The sequence below is a fragment of the Sneathiella litorea genome (assembly GCF_009882915.1).
Lineage (GTDB): Bacteria > Pseudomonadota > Alphaproteobacteria > Sneathiellales > Sneathiellaceae > Sneathiella > Sneathiella litorea.
In genome coordinates, this window is record NZ_WTUW01000001.1 from 1,032,377 (window position 1) to 1,048,401 (window position 16,025).

The 16,025-nt window shown below is 51.2% G+C and carries 14 protein-coding genes; 11 read left to right on the forward strand and 3 right to left on the reverse strand.

The window, feature by feature from the left end; translation table 11 throughout:
• Positions 1-168: 168 nt before the first annotated feature.
• The 3 genes from GQE98_RS04970 (at position 169) to GQE98_RS04980 (ending at position 2,784) form a co-directional block, all read left to right on the forward strand.
• Positions 169-918, forward strand: coding sequence for an electron transfer flavoprotein subunit beta/FixA family protein (locus tag GQE98_RS04970; protein WP_161314523.1), 750 nt, complete (start codon positions 169-171; stop codon positions 916-918).
• Entirely contained in the window at positions 918-1,847 is a 930-nt protein-coding gene (locus tag GQE98_RS04975) for an electron transfer flavoprotein subunit alpha/FixB family protein (RefSeq protein WP_161314524.1), read from the forward strand. The genes GQE98_RS04970 and GQE98_RS04975 overlap by 1 nt, the downstream gene beginning before the upstream one ends.
• A gap of 64 nt (positions 1,848-1,911) precedes the next feature.
• Entirely contained in the window at positions 1,912-2,784 is an 873-nt protein-coding gene (locus GQE98_RS04980) for a 3-hydroxybutyryl-CoA dehydrogenase (protein ID WP_161314525.1), read from the forward strand.
• A gap of 113 nt (positions 2,785-2,897) precedes the next feature.
• Here GQE98_RS04980 and GQE98_RS04985 read toward each other — a convergent pair whose 3' ends face one another.
• Both GQE98_RS04985 and arsC read right to left on the reverse strand, forming a co-directional pair.
• Entirely contained in the window at positions 2,898-4,082 is a 1,185-nt protein-coding gene (locus tag GQE98_RS04985) for an acetyl-CoA C-acyltransferase (protein ID WP_161314526.1), read from the reverse strand.
• A gap of 164 nt (positions 4,083-4,246) precedes the next feature.
• The gene (gene arsC, locus GQE98_RS04990) at positions 4,247-4,594 is read right to left on the reverse strand and encodes an arsenate reductase (glutaredoxin) (protein WP_161314527.1); all 348 of its coding nucleotides are present in this window, start codon (positions 4,592-4,594) and stop codon (positions 4,247-4,249) included.
• Between the two features lie 150 nt (positions 4,595-4,744).
• On the opposite strand from arsC, the gene GQE98_RS04995 reads away from it, so the two are divergent.
• The 8 genes from GQE98_RS04995 to GQE98_RS05030 all read left to right on the forward strand — a co-directional run bounded on the left by GQE98_RS04995 (position 4,745) and on the right by GQE98_RS05030 (position 14,591).
• Positions 4,745-5,584: an ABC transporter permease gene (locus GQE98_RS04995; RefSeq protein WP_161314528.1), complete on the forward strand. Its 840-nt coding sequence runs from the start codon at positions 4,745-4,747 to the stop codon at positions 5,582-5,584.
• A gap of 116 nt (positions 5,585-5,700) precedes the next feature.
• Positions 5,701-6,876 (forward strand): aspartate aminotransferase family protein, encoded by a 1,176-nt coding sequence (locus GQE98_RS05000; RefSeq protein ID WP_161314529.1) that lies wholly within the window; start codon positions 5,701-5,703, stop codon positions 6,874-6,876.
• Positions 6,869-7,795, forward strand: coding sequence for an ornithine carbamoyltransferase (gene argF / locus GQE98_RS05005; RefSeq protein ID WP_161314530.1), 927 nt, complete (start codon positions 6,869-6,871; stop codon positions 7,793-7,795). Before GQE98_RS05000 ends, argF begins: the two co-directional genes overlap by 8 nt.
• A 28-nt stretch (positions 7,796-7,823) precedes the next feature.
• Positions 7,824-8,729, forward strand: coding sequence for an Hsp33 family molecular chaperone HslO (locus tag GQE98_RS05010; protein WP_161314531.1), 906 nt, complete (start codon positions 7,824-7,826; stop codon positions 8,727-8,729).
• A gap of 98 nt (positions 8,730-8,827) precedes the next feature.
• The gene (locus tag GQE98_RS05015) at positions 8,828-9,421 is read left to right on the forward strand and encodes a hypothetical protein (protein ID WP_161314532.1); all 594 of its coding nucleotides are present in this window, start codon (positions 8,828-8,830) and stop codon (positions 9,419-9,421) included.
• A gap of 121 nt (positions 9,422-9,542) precedes the next feature.
• Positions 9,543-10,214, forward strand: a complete 672-nt coding sequence (locus GQE98_RS05020) for a CerR family C-terminal domain-containing protein (RefSeq protein WP_161314533.1) — start codon at positions 9,543-9,545, stop codon at positions 10,212-10,214.
• A gap of 4 nt (positions 10,215-10,218) precedes the next feature.
• Positions 10,219-11,460, forward strand: a complete 1,242-nt coding sequence (locus GQE98_RS05025; RefSeq protein ID WP_161314534.1) for an efflux RND transporter periplasmic adaptor subunit — start codon at positions 10,219-10,221, stop codon at positions 11,458-11,460.
• Positions 11,460-14,591 (forward strand): efflux RND transporter permease subunit, encoded by a 3,132-nt coding sequence (locus GQE98_RS05030; protein ID WP_161314535.1) that lies wholly within the window; start codon positions 11,460-11,462, stop codon positions 14,589-14,591. The genes GQE98_RS05025 and GQE98_RS05030 overlap by 1 nt, the downstream gene beginning before the upstream one ends.
• On the opposite strand, the gene GQE98_RS05035 is transcribed toward GQE98_RS05030, so the two are convergent.
• Complete coding sequence (locus tag GQE98_RS05035; protein ID WP_202526083.1) at positions 14,588-15,994, reverse strand: potassium transporter TrkG; 1,407 nt, start codon at positions 15,992-15,994, stop codon at positions 14,588-14,590. The two genes, GQE98_RS05030 and GQE98_RS05035, sit on opposite strands and share 4 nt — an antisense overlap.
• Positions 15,995-16,025: the final 31 nt, after the last annotated feature.

The following is a 16,025-nucleotide window of genomic DNA, read 5'->3' on the forward strand; positions in this document are numbered from 1 at the left end:
GGCCTTTGAACCGCGTTAAAATGTCCTGCGTCGGCGAATTGACAGATAGTCATTAGCTATTTATTGTGCACTGCCGAATTTAAGTATCTTATAACCTGAAATTCACGCCGTCGGAAAACGGGTTTTCGCCGGATGTGATGAATTTATGACCCGGGAGTAGACCAACCCATGAAAGTTCTCGTCGCTGTTAAACGTGTCGTGGACTACAACGTTAAGATCCGTGTTAAAGCGGACAAAACTGGTGTAGACCTCGCAAACGTCAAAATGTCCATGAACCCTTTTGATGAAATCGCCGTCGAAGAAGGGCTTCGCCTGCGTGAAGCCGGCGTGGCAACGGAAGTTGTCGCCATGTCCGTCGGGCCGCAAGCTGCGCAGGAAACATTGCGTACGGCACTCGCCATGGGAGCTGATCGGGGCATCCTGGTTAAAACAGACGAGACGGTGGAGCCGCTCGGTGTTGCAAAGCTGATGAAGGCTATTGCGGAAGAAGAAAAACCGGATCTTATCATTGTCGGGAAGCAGGCAATTGATGATGACTCCAACCAGACTGGTCAGATGCTGGCCGCATTACTTGGCTGGTCACAAGGGACATTTGCCTCCAAGGTGAACCTTGAGAATGGCACTGCAAAAGTCACACGTGAAGTTGATGGCGGACTGCAGACGATTGACTTGAAAATGCCAACAGTTGTGACAACGGACCTCCGCCTTAACGAGCCACGTTATGCGTCCTTGCCGAACATCATGAAAGCCAAGAAAAAGCCTATTGATGAAAAGACACCAGAAGATCTTGGTGTTGATATCGCACAGCGTCTGACGACGTTGAAAGTGGAAGAACCGGCAAAACGTGAAGCCGGCGTAATGGTAGAATCTGTCGCGGAACTGGTCGACAAGTTGAAAAATGAAGCGGGGGTAATCTAATGTCTGTTCTTGTACTTGCCGATCATGACAATGAAGCACTGGGCGTTGCCACATTGAATGCTGTCACCGCTGCGACTGAACTGGGCGGTGATGTCCATGTTTTGGTTGCTGGTAACGGATGTGCCGGAGTTGCAGATGAAGCGGCAAAAGTCGCAGGTGTTGCTAAGGTATTGTTGGTGGAAGACGCCATTTATGCGGATTCTCTGGCTGAGAATATGGCGGCGTTGATCGTCTCTCTTGCAGATGGTTATGATGCTATTTTGGCGGCGGCAACGACATCCGGCAAAAATATTTTGCCGCGTGTTGCTGCACTCCTTGATGTAGCGCAGATTTCCGAGATTGTTGAAATTGTCTCACCGGATACCTTCGTGCGGCCGATCTATGCCGGTAATGCTATGGCAACCGTTCAGTCTAGCGATGCCAAGAAGGTGATTACGGTTCGTTCTACTAATTTCGCCGCTGCTGATGCGACAAGCGGGTCGGCTAGTGTGGAGGCGGCGAGTGCTGCTGCGGATGCCGGTCTCTCTACTTTTGTCGGAGCAGAACTTTCCGAGTCTGAACGCCCTGAACTGACCTCTGCGAAAATTGTAATTTCCGGTGGTCGCGGAATGCAGTCCGGCGATAACTTCCATCTTCTGGAAAAAGTGGCTGACAAGCTTGGTGCCGCTGTTGGCGCAAGTCGTGCTGCGGTTGATGCGGGTTTTGTTCCCAACGACTACCAGGTTGGGCAAACCGGTAAAGTCGTTGCACCGCAGCTTTATATTGCCGTTGGCATTTCCGGCGCTATTCAGCATCTTGCCGGCATGAAAGACAGCAAGGTTATCGTGGCGATTAACAAGGACGAGGAAGCACCGATTTTCCAGGTTGCTGACTATGGGCTTGTCGCGGATCTGTTCAAGGCATTGCCTGAGTTGGATGAAGCTCTGTAATGGTGTGGATGGGTCAAGTTTTTGGCGTAATAGTCGCGCTCACCTAAATGCTTGGAAGTAGGCAATGATAAATAAAGTAAGTGTGATTGGCGCCGGTCAGATGGGAAATGGTATTGCCCATGTTCTGGCGATTGCAGGTATTGATGTATTTCTTAAGGATATTTCCGAGGAGCAACTTGGAAAGGCCCTGAAAACGATCGAACGTAATTTGCGACGCCAGGTTGGCCGGGGTGCCCTCTCTGAGGGCGACATACTGAAAGCGCTGGCCCATATCCAACCAGTGACCAATGACGATCACCTATCTGAAGTAGACCTGGTGATCGAGGCCGCAACCGAGAATGAAGAGATCAAGAAGAAGATTCTCTCCGCTCTCGGTCCGCAGCTGAAGCCGGAGGCAATAATTGCGACCAATACCTCCTCGATCTCCGTAACCCGTCTTGCCGCAATTACGGATCGGCCGGAACAATTCATCGGGATGCATTTTATGAACCCGGTGCCGGTCATGCAGCTTGTCGAGCTGATCCGTGGTATTGCTACGAATGAGGAAACTTTCGACACAATTAAAGATCTTACGCTTCGACTGGATAAAACGCCAACGCCAGCGGAAGATTTTCCGGCCTTTATCGTAAATCGTATCCTGTTGCCAATGATCAATGAAGCCGTTTACACGCTTTATGAAGGTGTTGGTTCGGTACGGGCTATCGACACGGCCATGCGTCTTGGCGCCAACCATCCGATGGGTCCGCTTCAACTCGCGGACTTTATCGGTCTGGACGTTTGCCTTGCGATTATGCAGGTGCTGTATGAAGGGCTTGCCGATACAAAGTACCGTCCTTGTCCGCTTCTTGTTAAGTATGTCGAGGCGGGCTGGCTTGGTCGGAAATCAGGGCGTGGCTTCTATGACTATTCGGGTGATGAACCCATCCCAACGCGTTAAGCTTCTTTATATAAATTGAAAAAGGCCCGTTTACGCAGGGCCTTTTTTTTGTGCTAAAAAATCCCGGAAATCTATCAGGATTCCCGGGGTTTTATTATTGGTTGTTGGCCCGTTTAGGCGACTTCGAACAATCCCGCTGCGCCCATGCCGCCGCCGATGCACATTGTGACGACAACATATTTTGCGCCCCGGCGCTTGCCTTCAATCAAGGCATGGCCGGTCAGGCGGGCGCCTGACATACCGAAAGGATGCCCGATGGAGATGGCACCGCCATCGACATTGAGGAGGTCATTTGGAATGCCGAGTTTGTCACGGCAGTAAAGCACCTGTACCGCAAACGCTTCGTTCAATTCCCAAAGGCCGATGTCATCCATTTTGAGGCCATTGCGTTCAAGCAGTTTCGGGATCGCAAAGACCGGGCCGATGCCCATTTCATCGGGCTCACAACCTGCGACAACAAGACCCCGATAAATACCAAGCGGCTCAATATTACGCTGCTCGGCCAGCTTGCCGTCCATGACCACACAGGCGGACGCCCCATCAGAAAGCTGGCTCGCGTTTCCAGCGGTGATGAAGCAATCTTCTCCCAGAACCGGCTTAAGGCTGGCAAGCCCTTCCAGAGTTGTGCTTGCCCGATTGCCTTCATCCTGCATAAGGGTGACTTCTTCTTCCAGGGTTTCCCCGGTTTCCTTGTTCACCATTACTTTGGTCGTGGTCATCGGAACGATTTCCTTGTCGAACCGGCCCGCTTCCTGAGCTGCAGCTGTCCGCATCTGGCTCTGATAGCTATACTCGTCCATCTGCTCACGGGTGATGCCATAACGGGTCGCGACTGTTTCCGCCGTTTTCAGCATTGGGTCATAAATGGCGGGTTTATTCTCCAATAGCCATTCATTTTGCGCATGATAGCGGTTCATATGTTCATTCACGACAAGGCTGATGCTATCCATTCCGCCCGCTGCCATAATAGGAACCTTATCGACAAGCACACGTTGCGCCGCCATTGAAATAGTCTGCAGACCGGAAGAACAGAACCGGTTGACCGTTGTACCAGAACTTGTAATCGGCAGACCTGCCCGGAGCAATGCCTGCCGCGCAATGTTGCCGCCGGTTGCCCCTTCTGGGTTGGCGACGCCGAAAATGACATCTTCCACTTCTGCAGGATCTACACCTGCGCGTTCAACTGCATGTTTGATCACGTGACCGCCCATGTCGGCACCATGGGTATTGTTGAAAGCACCGCGATAGGCTTTGCCGATGGGGGTTCTAGCGGTGGAAACAATAACGGCGTCTGCCATAAGAATTCTCCTCAATTGTTATTTATTATGCGCCCCTGCCTGTTAGCCTGAGGTGGGAATTATCAACAATTCTATATAGAGTACTTCCCAATGAAAAGGCCGAATCTGAATGAGCCTGTAATGATCATAATATTCTCACCAGATCGCAGGAATTTTAATAAGGTTTAAAGAATTTCAAGAACCGATTCTGGTGGCCGGCCTATACGTGCCTTGCCGTTGGCAAATACAATAGGGCGTTCAATCAGTTTCGGATGGTCCACCATTGCCTGAAGGAGAGCATCCTCGCTGAGGGATGCATCGCCAAGGTTGTTGTCTTTGTACTCCGCTTCCCCTTTGCGCATGAGGTCCCGTGGTGCCATATCCAGTAATCTCAGCGCTTCAGTAAGCTGCTCCTTGGTAGGGGGGGTGGAAAGATACTCAACAACTACCGGCTCAACCCCGTTTTCTCGCAACAGGGCCAGGGTTTGTCTGGATTTGCTGCAACGTGGGTTATGGAAGATCTCAACAGGCATTTCTTTTTAACTCCGGATTTAGGTGGGGAATACAATAATGCCCTTAATCCTAGCGCAGAGGCAATCGGGAAGCTAGCCGATGAATGATAGGAAAACCGGTTTCACAATTGAGTGCTTGCCTGCGCGCGGTCAATTGCATATTTAAGCCCCATGACTATTTACACGACAACCAATAGCAGCCTGCAGAAGCCGGGCGTTCTAACGCGGATTGGCTCCAGGATCGGCCTCGTGAATTGGCTCGGATTCATTACTCTGCTCTGGAAAGAGGTGCGCCGGTTTTTGAAAGTACCGCTGCAAACCGTGCTGGCACCAATGATGACGACAATCCTGTTCCTGGCGATCTTCACTCTCGCCTTTGGTGGCAGCGAGCGCTATGTGGGAGAGGTTTCCTACGCGAGTTTTCTGGCGCCTGGCCTCATCATGATGGCGGTTATTCAGAATTCGTTTGCCAACACCTCTTCTTCTATTCTGATTTCCAAAGTTCAGGGAAATATCGTCGATATTCTGATGCCGCCGCTGTCGGCCGCGGAATTAACGCTGGCGTATGTTCTGTCGGGTCTCGCGCGGGGGCTGACGGTGGCAATGGTTGTCGGGATTGTCATGTGGCTGCTTATCGATATTTCGATTCATTCCTGGGTGGCAGTAATCTATTATGTGATCAGTGCGGGTCTGATGCTGTCTTTGCTGGGAATGATCGCGGGGATCTTGTCAGAAAAATTTGATCATATGGCCGCAATGACAAACTTTGTTATCATGCCGCTATCATTTCTATCTGGTACTTTCTATTCAATCGACCGGCTCACAGGCGTCTGGTACCAGATCAGCCACCTGAACCCATTTTTCTATATGATTGACGGGTTTCGATATGGCTTTATCGGGACGTCAGACAGCAGTATTTGGGTCGGTGCCGTGTCGATCGCGGCGCTGGACATTTTGCTCTATATCGCGGTTTGGGCACTCATAAAAAGCGGATATCGCCTGAAAGCCTGAAAATATTGTCTTTGGCACAAGAGTTTGATTGACAGAAACCGGTCTCCTGTCAATACTTCCGCGCTTTCTGGCAGCGGAAATTGGCCGTTTGCCCTGTCGTTTCGTGGAGAAAGCATATGATTCCTGCGTTATTATCAAATTATGCTCCTGCTGACCTTTCCTTTGAAAAAGGGGAAGGCATGTATCTCTATGCGAATGATGGCCGACGATATCTCGATTTCGCGGCCGGTATTGCGGTCAGCGGATTGGGTCATGCGCATCCGAAGCTGGTTGAGGCTCTGACAAATCAGGCATCGAAGGTTTGGCATGTATCCAATCTATTTCGTATTCCCGGGCAGGAAGAGCTTGCTGAGAAGTTAGTGAAGGCTACCTTTGCGGATGCTGTCTATTTCTGTAACTCGGGGGCGGAAGCCAATGAGTGTGGCATCAAGATGGTGCGAAAATATTTCAGTACGAATGGACACCCGGAAAAATACCGGATAATCGCTTTCGAAAACTCGTTTCATGGACGCACACTTGCCACCATTGCGGCGGCCGGTCAGGAAAAACTTCTTGATGGGTTTGGACCAGCGGTTGAGGGCTTTGATCATGTATCCGTCGGCGATATTGAGAAAGTTAAGGCGGCGATTACGGATGAGACTGCGGCTGTCCTGATCGAACCGGTTCTTGGCGAAGGCGGTATCCAGGTTGTTGAACCGGAATTTATGCGTGCGCTCCGCAATCTGTGTGATGAGCATGGCCTGCTGCTGATGTTGGATGAAATCCAGACAGGCATGGGACGTACGGGAAAGCTTTTCGCCTATGAACATGCGGGAATCACGCCTGATATCCTGACGTCAGCAAAGGCGCTCGGCGGCGGGTTTCCTGTTGGTGCCTGCCTTGCCGTTGAAAAAGTTGCGAAGGCCATGACGGTTGGCAGCCACGGATCGACCTACGGCGGTAACCCACTCGCCATGGCTGTGGCGGGGGCTGTTGTTGATGTGATTACGGAAGATGGCTTTCTTGATCATGTCGCCAAGATGGGTAATCATCTCAAGCAAGGCCTTTCTGGTGTTGTTGATCGTCATCCGGATATTCTTGAGGAAATTCGTGGCATCGGCCTGCATCTGGGTTTGAAATGCAAAGTTGAGAATACGCAGGTTAGTAACAAACTGCTTGAACTTGGCGTACTTACGGCAAAGGGCGGCGACAATGTCGTGCGACTTCTGCCGCCGCTCATTATTGAAGATACGCAGATATCAGAATTTATCAGTCTTCTGGACGAAGCCTGCACGGAGCTTGAAAATGGCTGAACTACGACATTTTCTCGATTTGAACGAACTGTCAAAATCGGATCTACGGCATATTATCGATGATGGGATTACGCTTAAACAACAGCGTGCCAGCATGCCAAAAGGTACGGCGGACAAGGAAACACCGCTTGCCGGCCTGACGCTCGCCGCGATATTCGAGTTTCCCTCGACCCGGACCCGCGTTTCCTTTGATATGGCAATGCGGCAACTTGGCGGTCATACGATTGTCCTTAACGGGAATGATATGCAGCTTGGCCGCGGAGAGACAATTGCTGATACTGCGCGCGTACTGTCACGCTATGTTGACGCCATTATGATCCGTACTGATGAACATGCCAAACTGCTCGAGCTTGCTGAATATGCGACCGTGCCGGTCATCAACGGCCTGACGAATGGCAGTCATCCTTGCCAATTGATGGCGGATGTCATGACTTTCGAAGAGCATCGCGGCCCGATCAAGGACAAGATTATCACCTGGTGTGGTGACGGAAATAATATGGTGACGTCCTGGATCCATGCGGCGGGCCTGTTTGATTTCGAATTTCGCGTCGCTTGCCCCGAAGAACTGTCTCCTGATCCAAAAGTGCTGGCCTGGGCCAGGGAAATGGGTGCAAATATCCATGTGACCCGTAGTGCGGCAGAAGCAGCGGCAGGCGCTCATTGCATAGTCGCGGATACCTGGGTTTCCATGGGAGATGATGTTGCCAACCGCCATAACCTGCTGATGCCTTATCAGGTAAATGAAGCTCTGATGGCGAGCGCGGCATCTGACGCAATCTTCATGCATTGCCTGCCTGCCCATAGGGACGAGGAGGCGACTGCGGCCGTTATGGATGGTCCGCAGTCCGTGATTTTTGATGAGGCGGAAAACCGCCTGCATGCGCAAAAAGCAGTACTTCGCTGGTGCCTCGGCGCCTGATACTCCTCAAATTAGTGCGAGAATACCTATGGCCGACGAAGGTCAAAAAATAATCACTGACAATCTTATTCAGCCTTTCCAGATGGCGAAGGCCGGAGTGCGCGGGCGGTTAGTGCGGATGGGAAATGTGGTCGATACGATCCTGAACCGGCATGGTTACCCAGACGCCGTGGCGGGTTTTCTCGGCGAAGGGATCGTGCTTGCCGCGATGCTGGGCGGCGCGCTCAAGTTCGACGGAATTTTCACGGTCCAGACCAAAGGTGATGGCGCTATAAGCATGCTTGCTGCGGATATGACAACCCCGGGAGATATGCGCGGTTATGCCTCTTTCGATGAAGAGAAACTGAACCTCATCGCCTCAGGAAATGTGGAGAAGACTGTCGAAAATTACCTTGGAAAGGGATATGCCGCGTTTACCATCGATGCGGGCGAAGAGCATAAAAGATATCAGGGAATTGTTGATCTTGATGGAGACAGCCTCGCCGACTGTATGGAAAACTATTTCGATAAGTCGGAACAGATTGACACGCTCTTGCGCGTTGCAGTGGACAAAATTGACGGTAAATGGCGCGCCGGTGGCCTAATGATACAGCGGTTGCCGGATGAAAATGCGACAGAAATGAACCAGGATCAAGAGGATGAAAACTGGCGTAATGCCCAGGCCCTGGCCGGAACGATTACACATAAAGAACTCACAAGCCCAATTCTAAAATCGTCCGAGCTGCTCTACAAGCTGTTTCATGAAGACGGGGTTTGGCTTTATGACCCTCAGGAACTACTCGATAGATGCAGCTGCAGTGCCGAGCGGGTGATGAGCACCCTTAAAACCTTCGGTGGGGAGGATTTGCAGGATATGGCGAAGGATGGTGTGATCACGGCGGATTGCCAGTTCTGCTCGAGTAAATATGAAATACAGGTTGAGGATCTGAGTTAGGGCGAATTTTATGAAATGCCTCTAACGGAAGCTTGAATTTCGTCCAAAGTCCGTAATAGAGTGAGATTAGTTCATTTCTTTGCAAAGATGAGAATAACATGGCAAGCCTTCGTCGTCTTCTGACAATCCTATCCCTTCTGATGACGACCGCTCTTTTGGGTTGCGTGGCACCGCCGCCCAATCCGGTCTATCCGGAAATAACCTTTCAACATCTGAACCCTCTGTATCTGAACGTCGGTGAGATCAAGATTGTCGACGAGTTTACGCCGCCGCTCAAGCATCCGCATGTAGAGCATGAACTACCGGTCTCGATTGATCAGTCGGTGCGTAACTGGGTGCGGGACCGCCTGCGGACGACGGGCAACAGTGGCGCGGTTGCGACAATTACCATTAAGGATGCAAGTGCCGTTGAACAGGGTCTGGAAAAGGATAGCGGCCTGAAAGGCCTGATCACCAAGAACCAGTCGGAGCTTTATGTATTTCACCTTCTGGTGGAGCTTAAAATCACAGAGATATCCGGCTCTTCCGCTTTTGTAACGGCGGAAGCGACGCGGACGAAATCGGTGCCTGAAGGGATTACGCTTAATCAGCGGGAAAAAACGTATTTCACTCAGGTTGAGTCTCTGATGCGGGCGTTTGACCAGGAAATGGAGAAAAGTATCCGTACCTTTATGGGGGCTTATTTGCGTTAATTCGTACAATTCGCGGATTATAATTTGGTTGTGCCTACTCTTTTTTAGAAGTTGATGCACTTGTGCAGCGCCACTAATTGGCGTAGTTTTTGCGAAAAGTTCAATCGATTGACCTAATCAAATGTCAGTGACAGAAATATCGGCGTCCGATCGGATGATAGAAGCGGCAGGAAAGCTCTTTGCCGAAAGGTCCTTTGACTCTGTTTCGACCCGGGAAATCGCGGCGGCGGCCGGTGTCAATCTTTCTGCTATTTCCTATCATTTTGACAATAAAGAGGGTCTTTATCGAGCAATATTCAAGAAAATTGTCCGGGACTTGAAACTTGTTCGGGTTGAGCTCGCGATCCTGCTGGAGACTCAACTGACGGCGGCCCAGAATGATCGAAAGGCCTATGCGGATTTTCTCGCTGCTTTTGTTTCCCGAATTGTCGATGGTGCGTTTTCTCCGTCGACGAGGTGGCGCATGCGGTTGATTAAACGCGAAACAGAAATGCCCACGGATTGTTTTCAAATATTGATGGAAGGACATATCGACGTTATTCATGATCTGCTGGGGATTTTGATCGCCAAGATCTTGGGGACATCACCCTTAAGCGAGAAAACACGGCTCGAAGCCAATGCTATTTTTTCCCTTTGCATGCAATACGCGCTGAATGAAGAACTGGTGAAGTCTCGCATGGGCTGGTCTTCAATTGGCCCCCCTGAAATTCAGAAAATAAAAGAAGTAACGACAGAAATGATACTGCGTTCTGTTAATCTAGGGGAATATTGCAACTTCACAGGGGAGGGATAGCCGGGTGAGACTCCTACTCAAGATAATTTTGCCACTGATTATTTTGGGTATGGGAGTTGCGTTGGCTGTCTACATGGTAGCAACGAAGCCGGTAATTGAGCCGGAACTCGTTGAGGAACGGGTCTGGACCGTAGCTGCCATTCCTGTTGAGTTTAAGGATCAATCTGTCGATCTTAATCTATTCGGATCACTGAAGGCTGTGCGCGATGTAGAACTCAGGTCGCTGGTTGGCGGTGAAGTGGTCGAGGTGGGAGATAATTTTCGCGAAGGAGCGCTTCTGGAAAAAGGCGAACTGCTGGTTCGTGTTGACCCTTTCGACTTTGAATCCCAGCTTAGTGAAAAAGAGGCCGCCCTGCTCGAAGCCCGTGCTCGCCTAAATGAACTGGTGGCAATCCAGAAATCCGAGGAGATAGCACTGGATCGCGAACGCGAAGTACTTGAGCGGGAAGTGCGCAATGTCGAAAGATCGGAGAGCCTCGCCAAGCGTGGCAATATCTCGGTAAAGTCTCTTGATGATGCTAGGTCAACCTTAAGCCGACAGCGCCAAACGGTGGAATCGCGTGAAGCCCAGCTTGATATTCTCAAACCTCGCATTGGCCAGCAACGAGCCGTCATTGACCGACTGGATGTAGGGGTTCGCCGCGCGGAACGAGACCTTGCGAATACCAGCCTGCGCGCGCCCTTTAGAGGGTATGTCACAGAAGTGTCGGCGGAATTCGGCAAGAATATCGGGGCGAGCGATAAAGTTGCGCGGGTAATAGACGCAGCGCAGATGGAGGCTCGTTTTCTGCTTTCCGACAGCCAGTATGGGCTCCTTCTTGGCAGTAGTGTCGACATAGTTGGCCGTCCAGTCACCGTCTCCTGGGAATCCGGGGATACCGAGCTTGTATTTAATGGGCAAGTAGCCCGTCTTAGCCCGGAAATCAGTTCGGAGACCGGAGGGCTTGAGGTTTTTGCCATTCTGGACACCAGCGAGTATACCTCGCTCCTTCGTCCTGGTGCTTTCGTTGAAGTGGTCTTGTTAGGAAATCGTTATTTGAATGTCGCGAAACTTCCTGACAGCAGTATTTTCGAGAATACCAAGGTTTATGTTGTCAAGGATGGACGGCTGGAGCCTCGTACAATTGAAATTGTCGCGCAAAATGGGAGTGATGTACTCGTGCGGGGGGATTTGGTGGGGGGTGAGCTTGTCGTCACAACCCGACTTCCAGAAATTGGGCCCAACCTCAAGGTAGAGGTGCGCTGATGGACCTTGGCCGCCTCGTCAAGATTTTTGTCCGCCACAAAAATGCTGCCAATCTCCTGATGTTGATGATGATTGTTATAGGTATTGCATCGATATACCGGCTGAACACCCAATTTTTTCCGGATTTTGGAACAGAAGTAATCACCACTAGCATTGTTTGGCCGGGAGCCAGCGCAGAAGATGTCGACAGCAATATCACAACTGCAATTCTGCCCGAAGTTCGTTTTCTGAACGGGGTCAAGCGGGTGACATCCTATTCCGTTGAGGGCAGCAGCGTTATTGTTGTGGAATTCGAACCGGAAACGGATATGCAGGCGGCTCTATCTGACGTTGAGCAGGGAGTGACGCAAATCACCACCTTCCCCGAAACCATTGAAACGCCCAATGTGAAGAGGGTTGTGATCTATGATCCGATTGCCCGTCTATCAGTATCCGGTCCCTATTCCGAAGATGCGCTGAAGCGAATTGCGAAAACCATGCGCGATGATCTGCTTGATCTCGGCATTGACAAGATCACGTTGTTTGGTGCGCGGAATGAGGAGATCTGGGTCGATGTAGAGAGGCGGGATTTACGCAGGCTTAATCTCAGTCTTACAGACATCGCCGGGATTATTCGAAATAATTCGCAGGATGTGCCGCTCGGAACGGTTTCCGGAACCTACGAACGCCAATTGAGATCGCTTGAGCAAAAGACGAATGCCAAGTCTCTTGGGGCACTGGAAATCAAGTCTTTCGATGATGGGCAAAAGATATATCTGCGTGATATTGCGGATGTCCAAGATGAGTTTTCCGAGAATGGATCGACCGGTTGGCATAAAGGTAGCGCCGCAATCGAAATCAGCATTCAGCGCGCGCAGTCAACCGATGCCCTGAAAGCGGAAAAGATAGTGTCCGGCTATTTCGAGCGTGAAAAGGAACGCTGGCCACCCGAGTTGGAAATAAAGCAGTATGACGTGCAGGCGAAGCTGATTGAAGACCGGATTCGGTTGTTGATAAATAATGGCGCCAGCGGCTTGATACTTGTTCTGATTATCCTGTTTATCTTCCTTAATGTCCGAGTGGCCTTTTGGGTAGCTGCGGGCATTCCGGTAGCAATTCTCGCGACTGCAGGCGTCATGCTGCTGACCGGGCAGTCGATTAATATGATTAGCCTGTTTGCCATTATTATGTCACTGGGCATTATCGTCGATGATGCCATCGTTGTCGGGGAACACGCATCATATTTGCGCTCGACAGGGTTGTCTGCGGTTGACGCCGCGGAGAGGGGTGCGCTTCGAATGCTGGCCCCGGTTTTTGCTTCGAGCCTGACGACAATCGCTGCGTTTTTGCCGATCTTCTTGATTGGCGATGTCATTGGGCAGATAATCCGGGCAATTCCGGCGGTAGTCGTATCAGTTTTGATTGCCAGCCTGATTGAGTGTTTCCTTATTTTGCCGGGCCACATGCGCCACGCGCTCCGTTATCAAGGAAACAGTACCAGCGGTCTCCGCAGAAGTTTTGATGAAAAATTCAGCTATTTTCAGACTCACCAATTTAGGCGGGTAGTGGAGCTTACGGTAAATTGGCGCTATGCGACACTTGCTGCGGCGGTTGCGATGCTGATCATTTCCGTCGGCTTTTTTCTGGGAGGTCGGATCGGGTTTAATTTTTTCCCCTCGCCGGAGGCCAACGTCGTGAATGCGAATGTCGTATTTGCACCCGGTAGCGTTCGTAGCGACACGGAAGCTATGGTCAAGGAACTGGAACGCGCACTTTATAAGGCTGAGAATGATCTGACGGACGGTGACGGCGGCCTGATTGTTATGTCATTGGGCAAGATTGGCATTAGTACGGGCGATCAGTTCAGTTCCGTTGCGGGCGATAATCGCGGCGGTATGATGGTGGAGCTCATTTCTTCGGATCTTCGAAATGTCCGAACTGCGGATTTCGTCACGACCTGGCGGAAAGAAATCAGGGAAATGCCGGGGATTCAGCGAATTGCGCTGACTGAGAGGATTGGTGGCCCGCCGGGCCGCGAACTTGATATTCGCCTGAAAGGCGATAATGTTGACGCACTGAAATCCGCTGCGGAGGAAGTCAAGGAACTCCTGAAACAGTTCCGTGGTGTTTCAGATATTGAGGATGATCTGCCTGTTGGAAAACAGGAAATCATTCTTGAGCTGACCCCGCGCGGCCGAGCGCTTGGATTTACAACCGAGGACATTGCCACTCAGGTGCGCGCCGGGTTTGAAGGAGTGATTGCCCGTAAGTTTGCCCGTGGAGATGAAGAAGTAACGATCCGGGTGCAGCTCCCGCGTGATCAGATTGCCGCCGAAGCCTTGCGGGATTTCTATCTGAAGAGCGCATCAGGCCTTGAGGTGCCGTTGTCCGCAGTGGTTACAGAGCGCACCCAGGTTGGTTTTGCCCGAATTAAGCGCGAAGACGGAGTGCGTGAAGTTGCCATAACAGCGGAAATTGACGAAAATCTCACGTCATCAGACCAAGTGCTGTTCGCGTTGCCTGAGGAGGGGCTGGAGGCGATCTCCGCGGCATATGACCTGAAATATCGGTTCGCGGGCAAATCGGAGGAGCAGGCGGATACCATTGCGGATATGAAGTTCGGGGCGACGATTGGCCTTTCCGCGATTTATCTTATTCTGGCCTGGGTATTTTCCTCCTATTGGCGTCCGGTGGTGGTAATGTCTATCATCCCTTTCGGTCTGGTTGGCGCTATTCTAGGCCATTACGCACTGGGGTATAATCTGACCATTCTTTCGCTGATTGCGCTTTTGGGCCTTTCAGGAATACTGGTGAATAACTCAATTATCCTGGTTAGTGTGATTGACGAACGGCTTTCCAAGGGTGAAGCGTATATCGAAGCAGTAATTGGCGGGACATGTGATCGATTGCGCGCCGTATTACTGACATCGTTGACAACGATTGGCGGCTTAACGCCGCTACTTTTCGAAACGAGCCTCCAGGCGCAATTCTTGATTCCGATGGCTATTACTCTGGTCTTCGGCTTGATGGCGGCTACTTTCCTTGTCCTGTTCCTGGTGCCAGCTCTGCTTATAATGCAGGATGATTTTGGTCGTATGGCACGTGGGCTAAAGGCGCTCTACTTCCCAAATGCAGGGAAGGGGAAGGTTTAGCGCTGCCAAAAGCGCCGAGAGAAAAGAACGAGAACGGTAAAAAGTTCCAGTCGTCCCAACAACATGCCAAGTGACATCAGCCACTTTGCCGGATCGGAGAGGGTTTTGAAGGTTCCCGAGGGACCAACCGTTTCCCCAAGGCCAGGGCCAACATTGGTAATGGCGGTTGCAGCACTTGAGATTGCTGTCAGGAAATCCAGACCGGTGAGGCCAAGCGCAATGGTCAGCAATGCAAAAATTACGAGAAAGAGGAAAACAAAGCTTGTCACCGATGCTATGGTTTCGTCCGGCAGGGGCCGACCGTTATACCGAGGCTTATATATCCCGTTCGGCCGTATCATCTGCATTAACTGGCAGCGGGCAGTTTCAATAAGTATTTGAACGCGAAATATTTTGATGCTGCAGGACGTCGATCCTGCGCAACCCCCAACAAACATAAAAAAGAAAAAGGCAGTTATGCCAAAGCTTCCCCAGCTGCTGTAGTCAGCAGTTGCATAGCCTGTCCCGGTGATAATTGAAGTCACATTGAACATGGAGTGCCTCAGGGCAATCCAGAATGAGATTTCATCGTGCCGTATTTGCCAGAAGGTCATAGCCACAACCCCGATCAGGATGATCGAAAGAAACCACCTGATCTGGCTATCCATCAGAAAACTGCCGGGGTTTCCCTTGAGAATATGGAGATACATCAGGAAGGGCAGCGCTCCCATAATCATGAAAACAACCATGATGCTTTCGACGAGTGGGCTTTCAAAATTACTCGCTGACTGGTCAGACGTAGAAAATCCACCTGTAGAGATTGTCGTCATGGCGTGAGTAACCGCATCGAACAGGCTCATCCCGGTCATCCAGAGTGCAATCGTGCAAATCAGACTGAGAAAGAGATACATATACCCTATGGCTTTGACGATATCAGCGACTCGCGGCAGCGCTTTCTCCGAGGTAGCTTCCGAGGTCTCCATGCGGAAGAGCTGCATGCCACCAATCCGGAGCAGCGGCATGATGGCAATCGCCGTCACAATAATGCCGATACCACCGGTCCATTGCAACAACGCCCGCCACATCAGGATACCGGGTGGCGCCGTATCAAGGCCTGTAAGAACTGTCGACCCGGTGGTTGTCAGACCACTCATCGCCTCAAAAAAGGCATCGGTGTAGGGAATGTCCATCTCGCTGAAGGTGAACGGCATTGCCGCCGCCGCAGGCAGGATAATCCAGACCGCCGTGGTCAGAATAAAAGCCTGCCGCCGCTCCAGTTCCATGCCGCTTCCGCGATTGGAAAGGTACAATCCGCCGCCGATGAAAATTGCGACTGCTGCCGAAACAAGGAAAACCTGCCAGTCCTTATTTCCGTCTATCAGGTCCACCATCGCCGGCACGAGCATGGCGAGTCCGATAAACACAAGGAGGATTCCATTGACGGCTAAAATCAGG

What these genes read in the sequence shown, in the direction of transcription:
- GQE98_RS04970 (WP_161314523.1), top strand. Translation starts at nt 169, where the DNA reads ATGAAAGTTCTCGTCGCTGTTAAACGTGTCGTGGACTACAACGTTAAG.
- GQE98_RS04975 (WP_161314524.1), top strand. Translation starts at nt 918, where the DNA reads ATGTCTGTTCTTGTACTTGCCGATCATGACAATGAAGCACTGGGCGTT.
- GQE98_RS04980 (WP_161314525.1), top strand. Translation starts at nt 1,912, where the DNA reads ATGATAAATAAAGTAAGTGTGATTGGCGCCGGTCAGATGGGAAATGGT.
- GQE98_RS04985 (WP_161314526.1), bottom strand. Translation starts at nt 4,082, where the DNA reads ATGGCAGACGCCGTTATTGTTTCCACCGCTAGAACCCCCATCGGCAAA.
- arsC (WP_161314527.1), bottom strand. Translation starts at nt 4,594, where the DNA reads ATGCCTGTTGAGATCTTCCATAACCCACGTTGCAGCAAATCCAGACAA.
- GQE98_RS04995 (WP_161314528.1), top strand. Translation starts at nt 4,745, where the DNA reads ATGACTATTTACACGACAACCAATAGCAGCCTGCAGAAGCCGGGCGTT.
- GQE98_RS05000 (WP_161314529.1), top strand. Translation starts at nt 5,701, where the DNA reads ATGATTCCTGCGTTATTATCAAATTATGCTCCTGCTGACCTTTCCTTT.
- argF (WP_161314530.1), top strand. Translation starts at nt 6,869, where the DNA reads ATGGCTGAACTACGACATTTTCTCGATTTGAACGAACTGTCAAAATCG.
- GQE98_RS05010 (WP_161314531.1), top strand. Translation starts at nt 7,824, where the DNA reads ATGGCCGACGAAGGTCAAAAAATAATCACTGACAATCTTATTCAGCCT.
- GQE98_RS05015 (WP_161314532.1), top strand. Translation starts at nt 8,828, where the DNA reads ATGGCAAGCCTTCGTCGTCTTCTGACAATCCTATCCCTTCTGATGACG.
- GQE98_RS05020 (WP_161314533.1), top strand. Translation starts at nt 9,543, where the DNA reads ATGTCAGTGACAGAAATATCGGCGTCCGATCGGATGATAGAAGCGGCA.
- GQE98_RS05030 (WP_161314535.1), top strand. Translation starts at nt 11,460, where the DNA reads ATGGACCTTGGCCGCCTCGTCAAGATTTTTGTCCGCCACAAAAATGCT.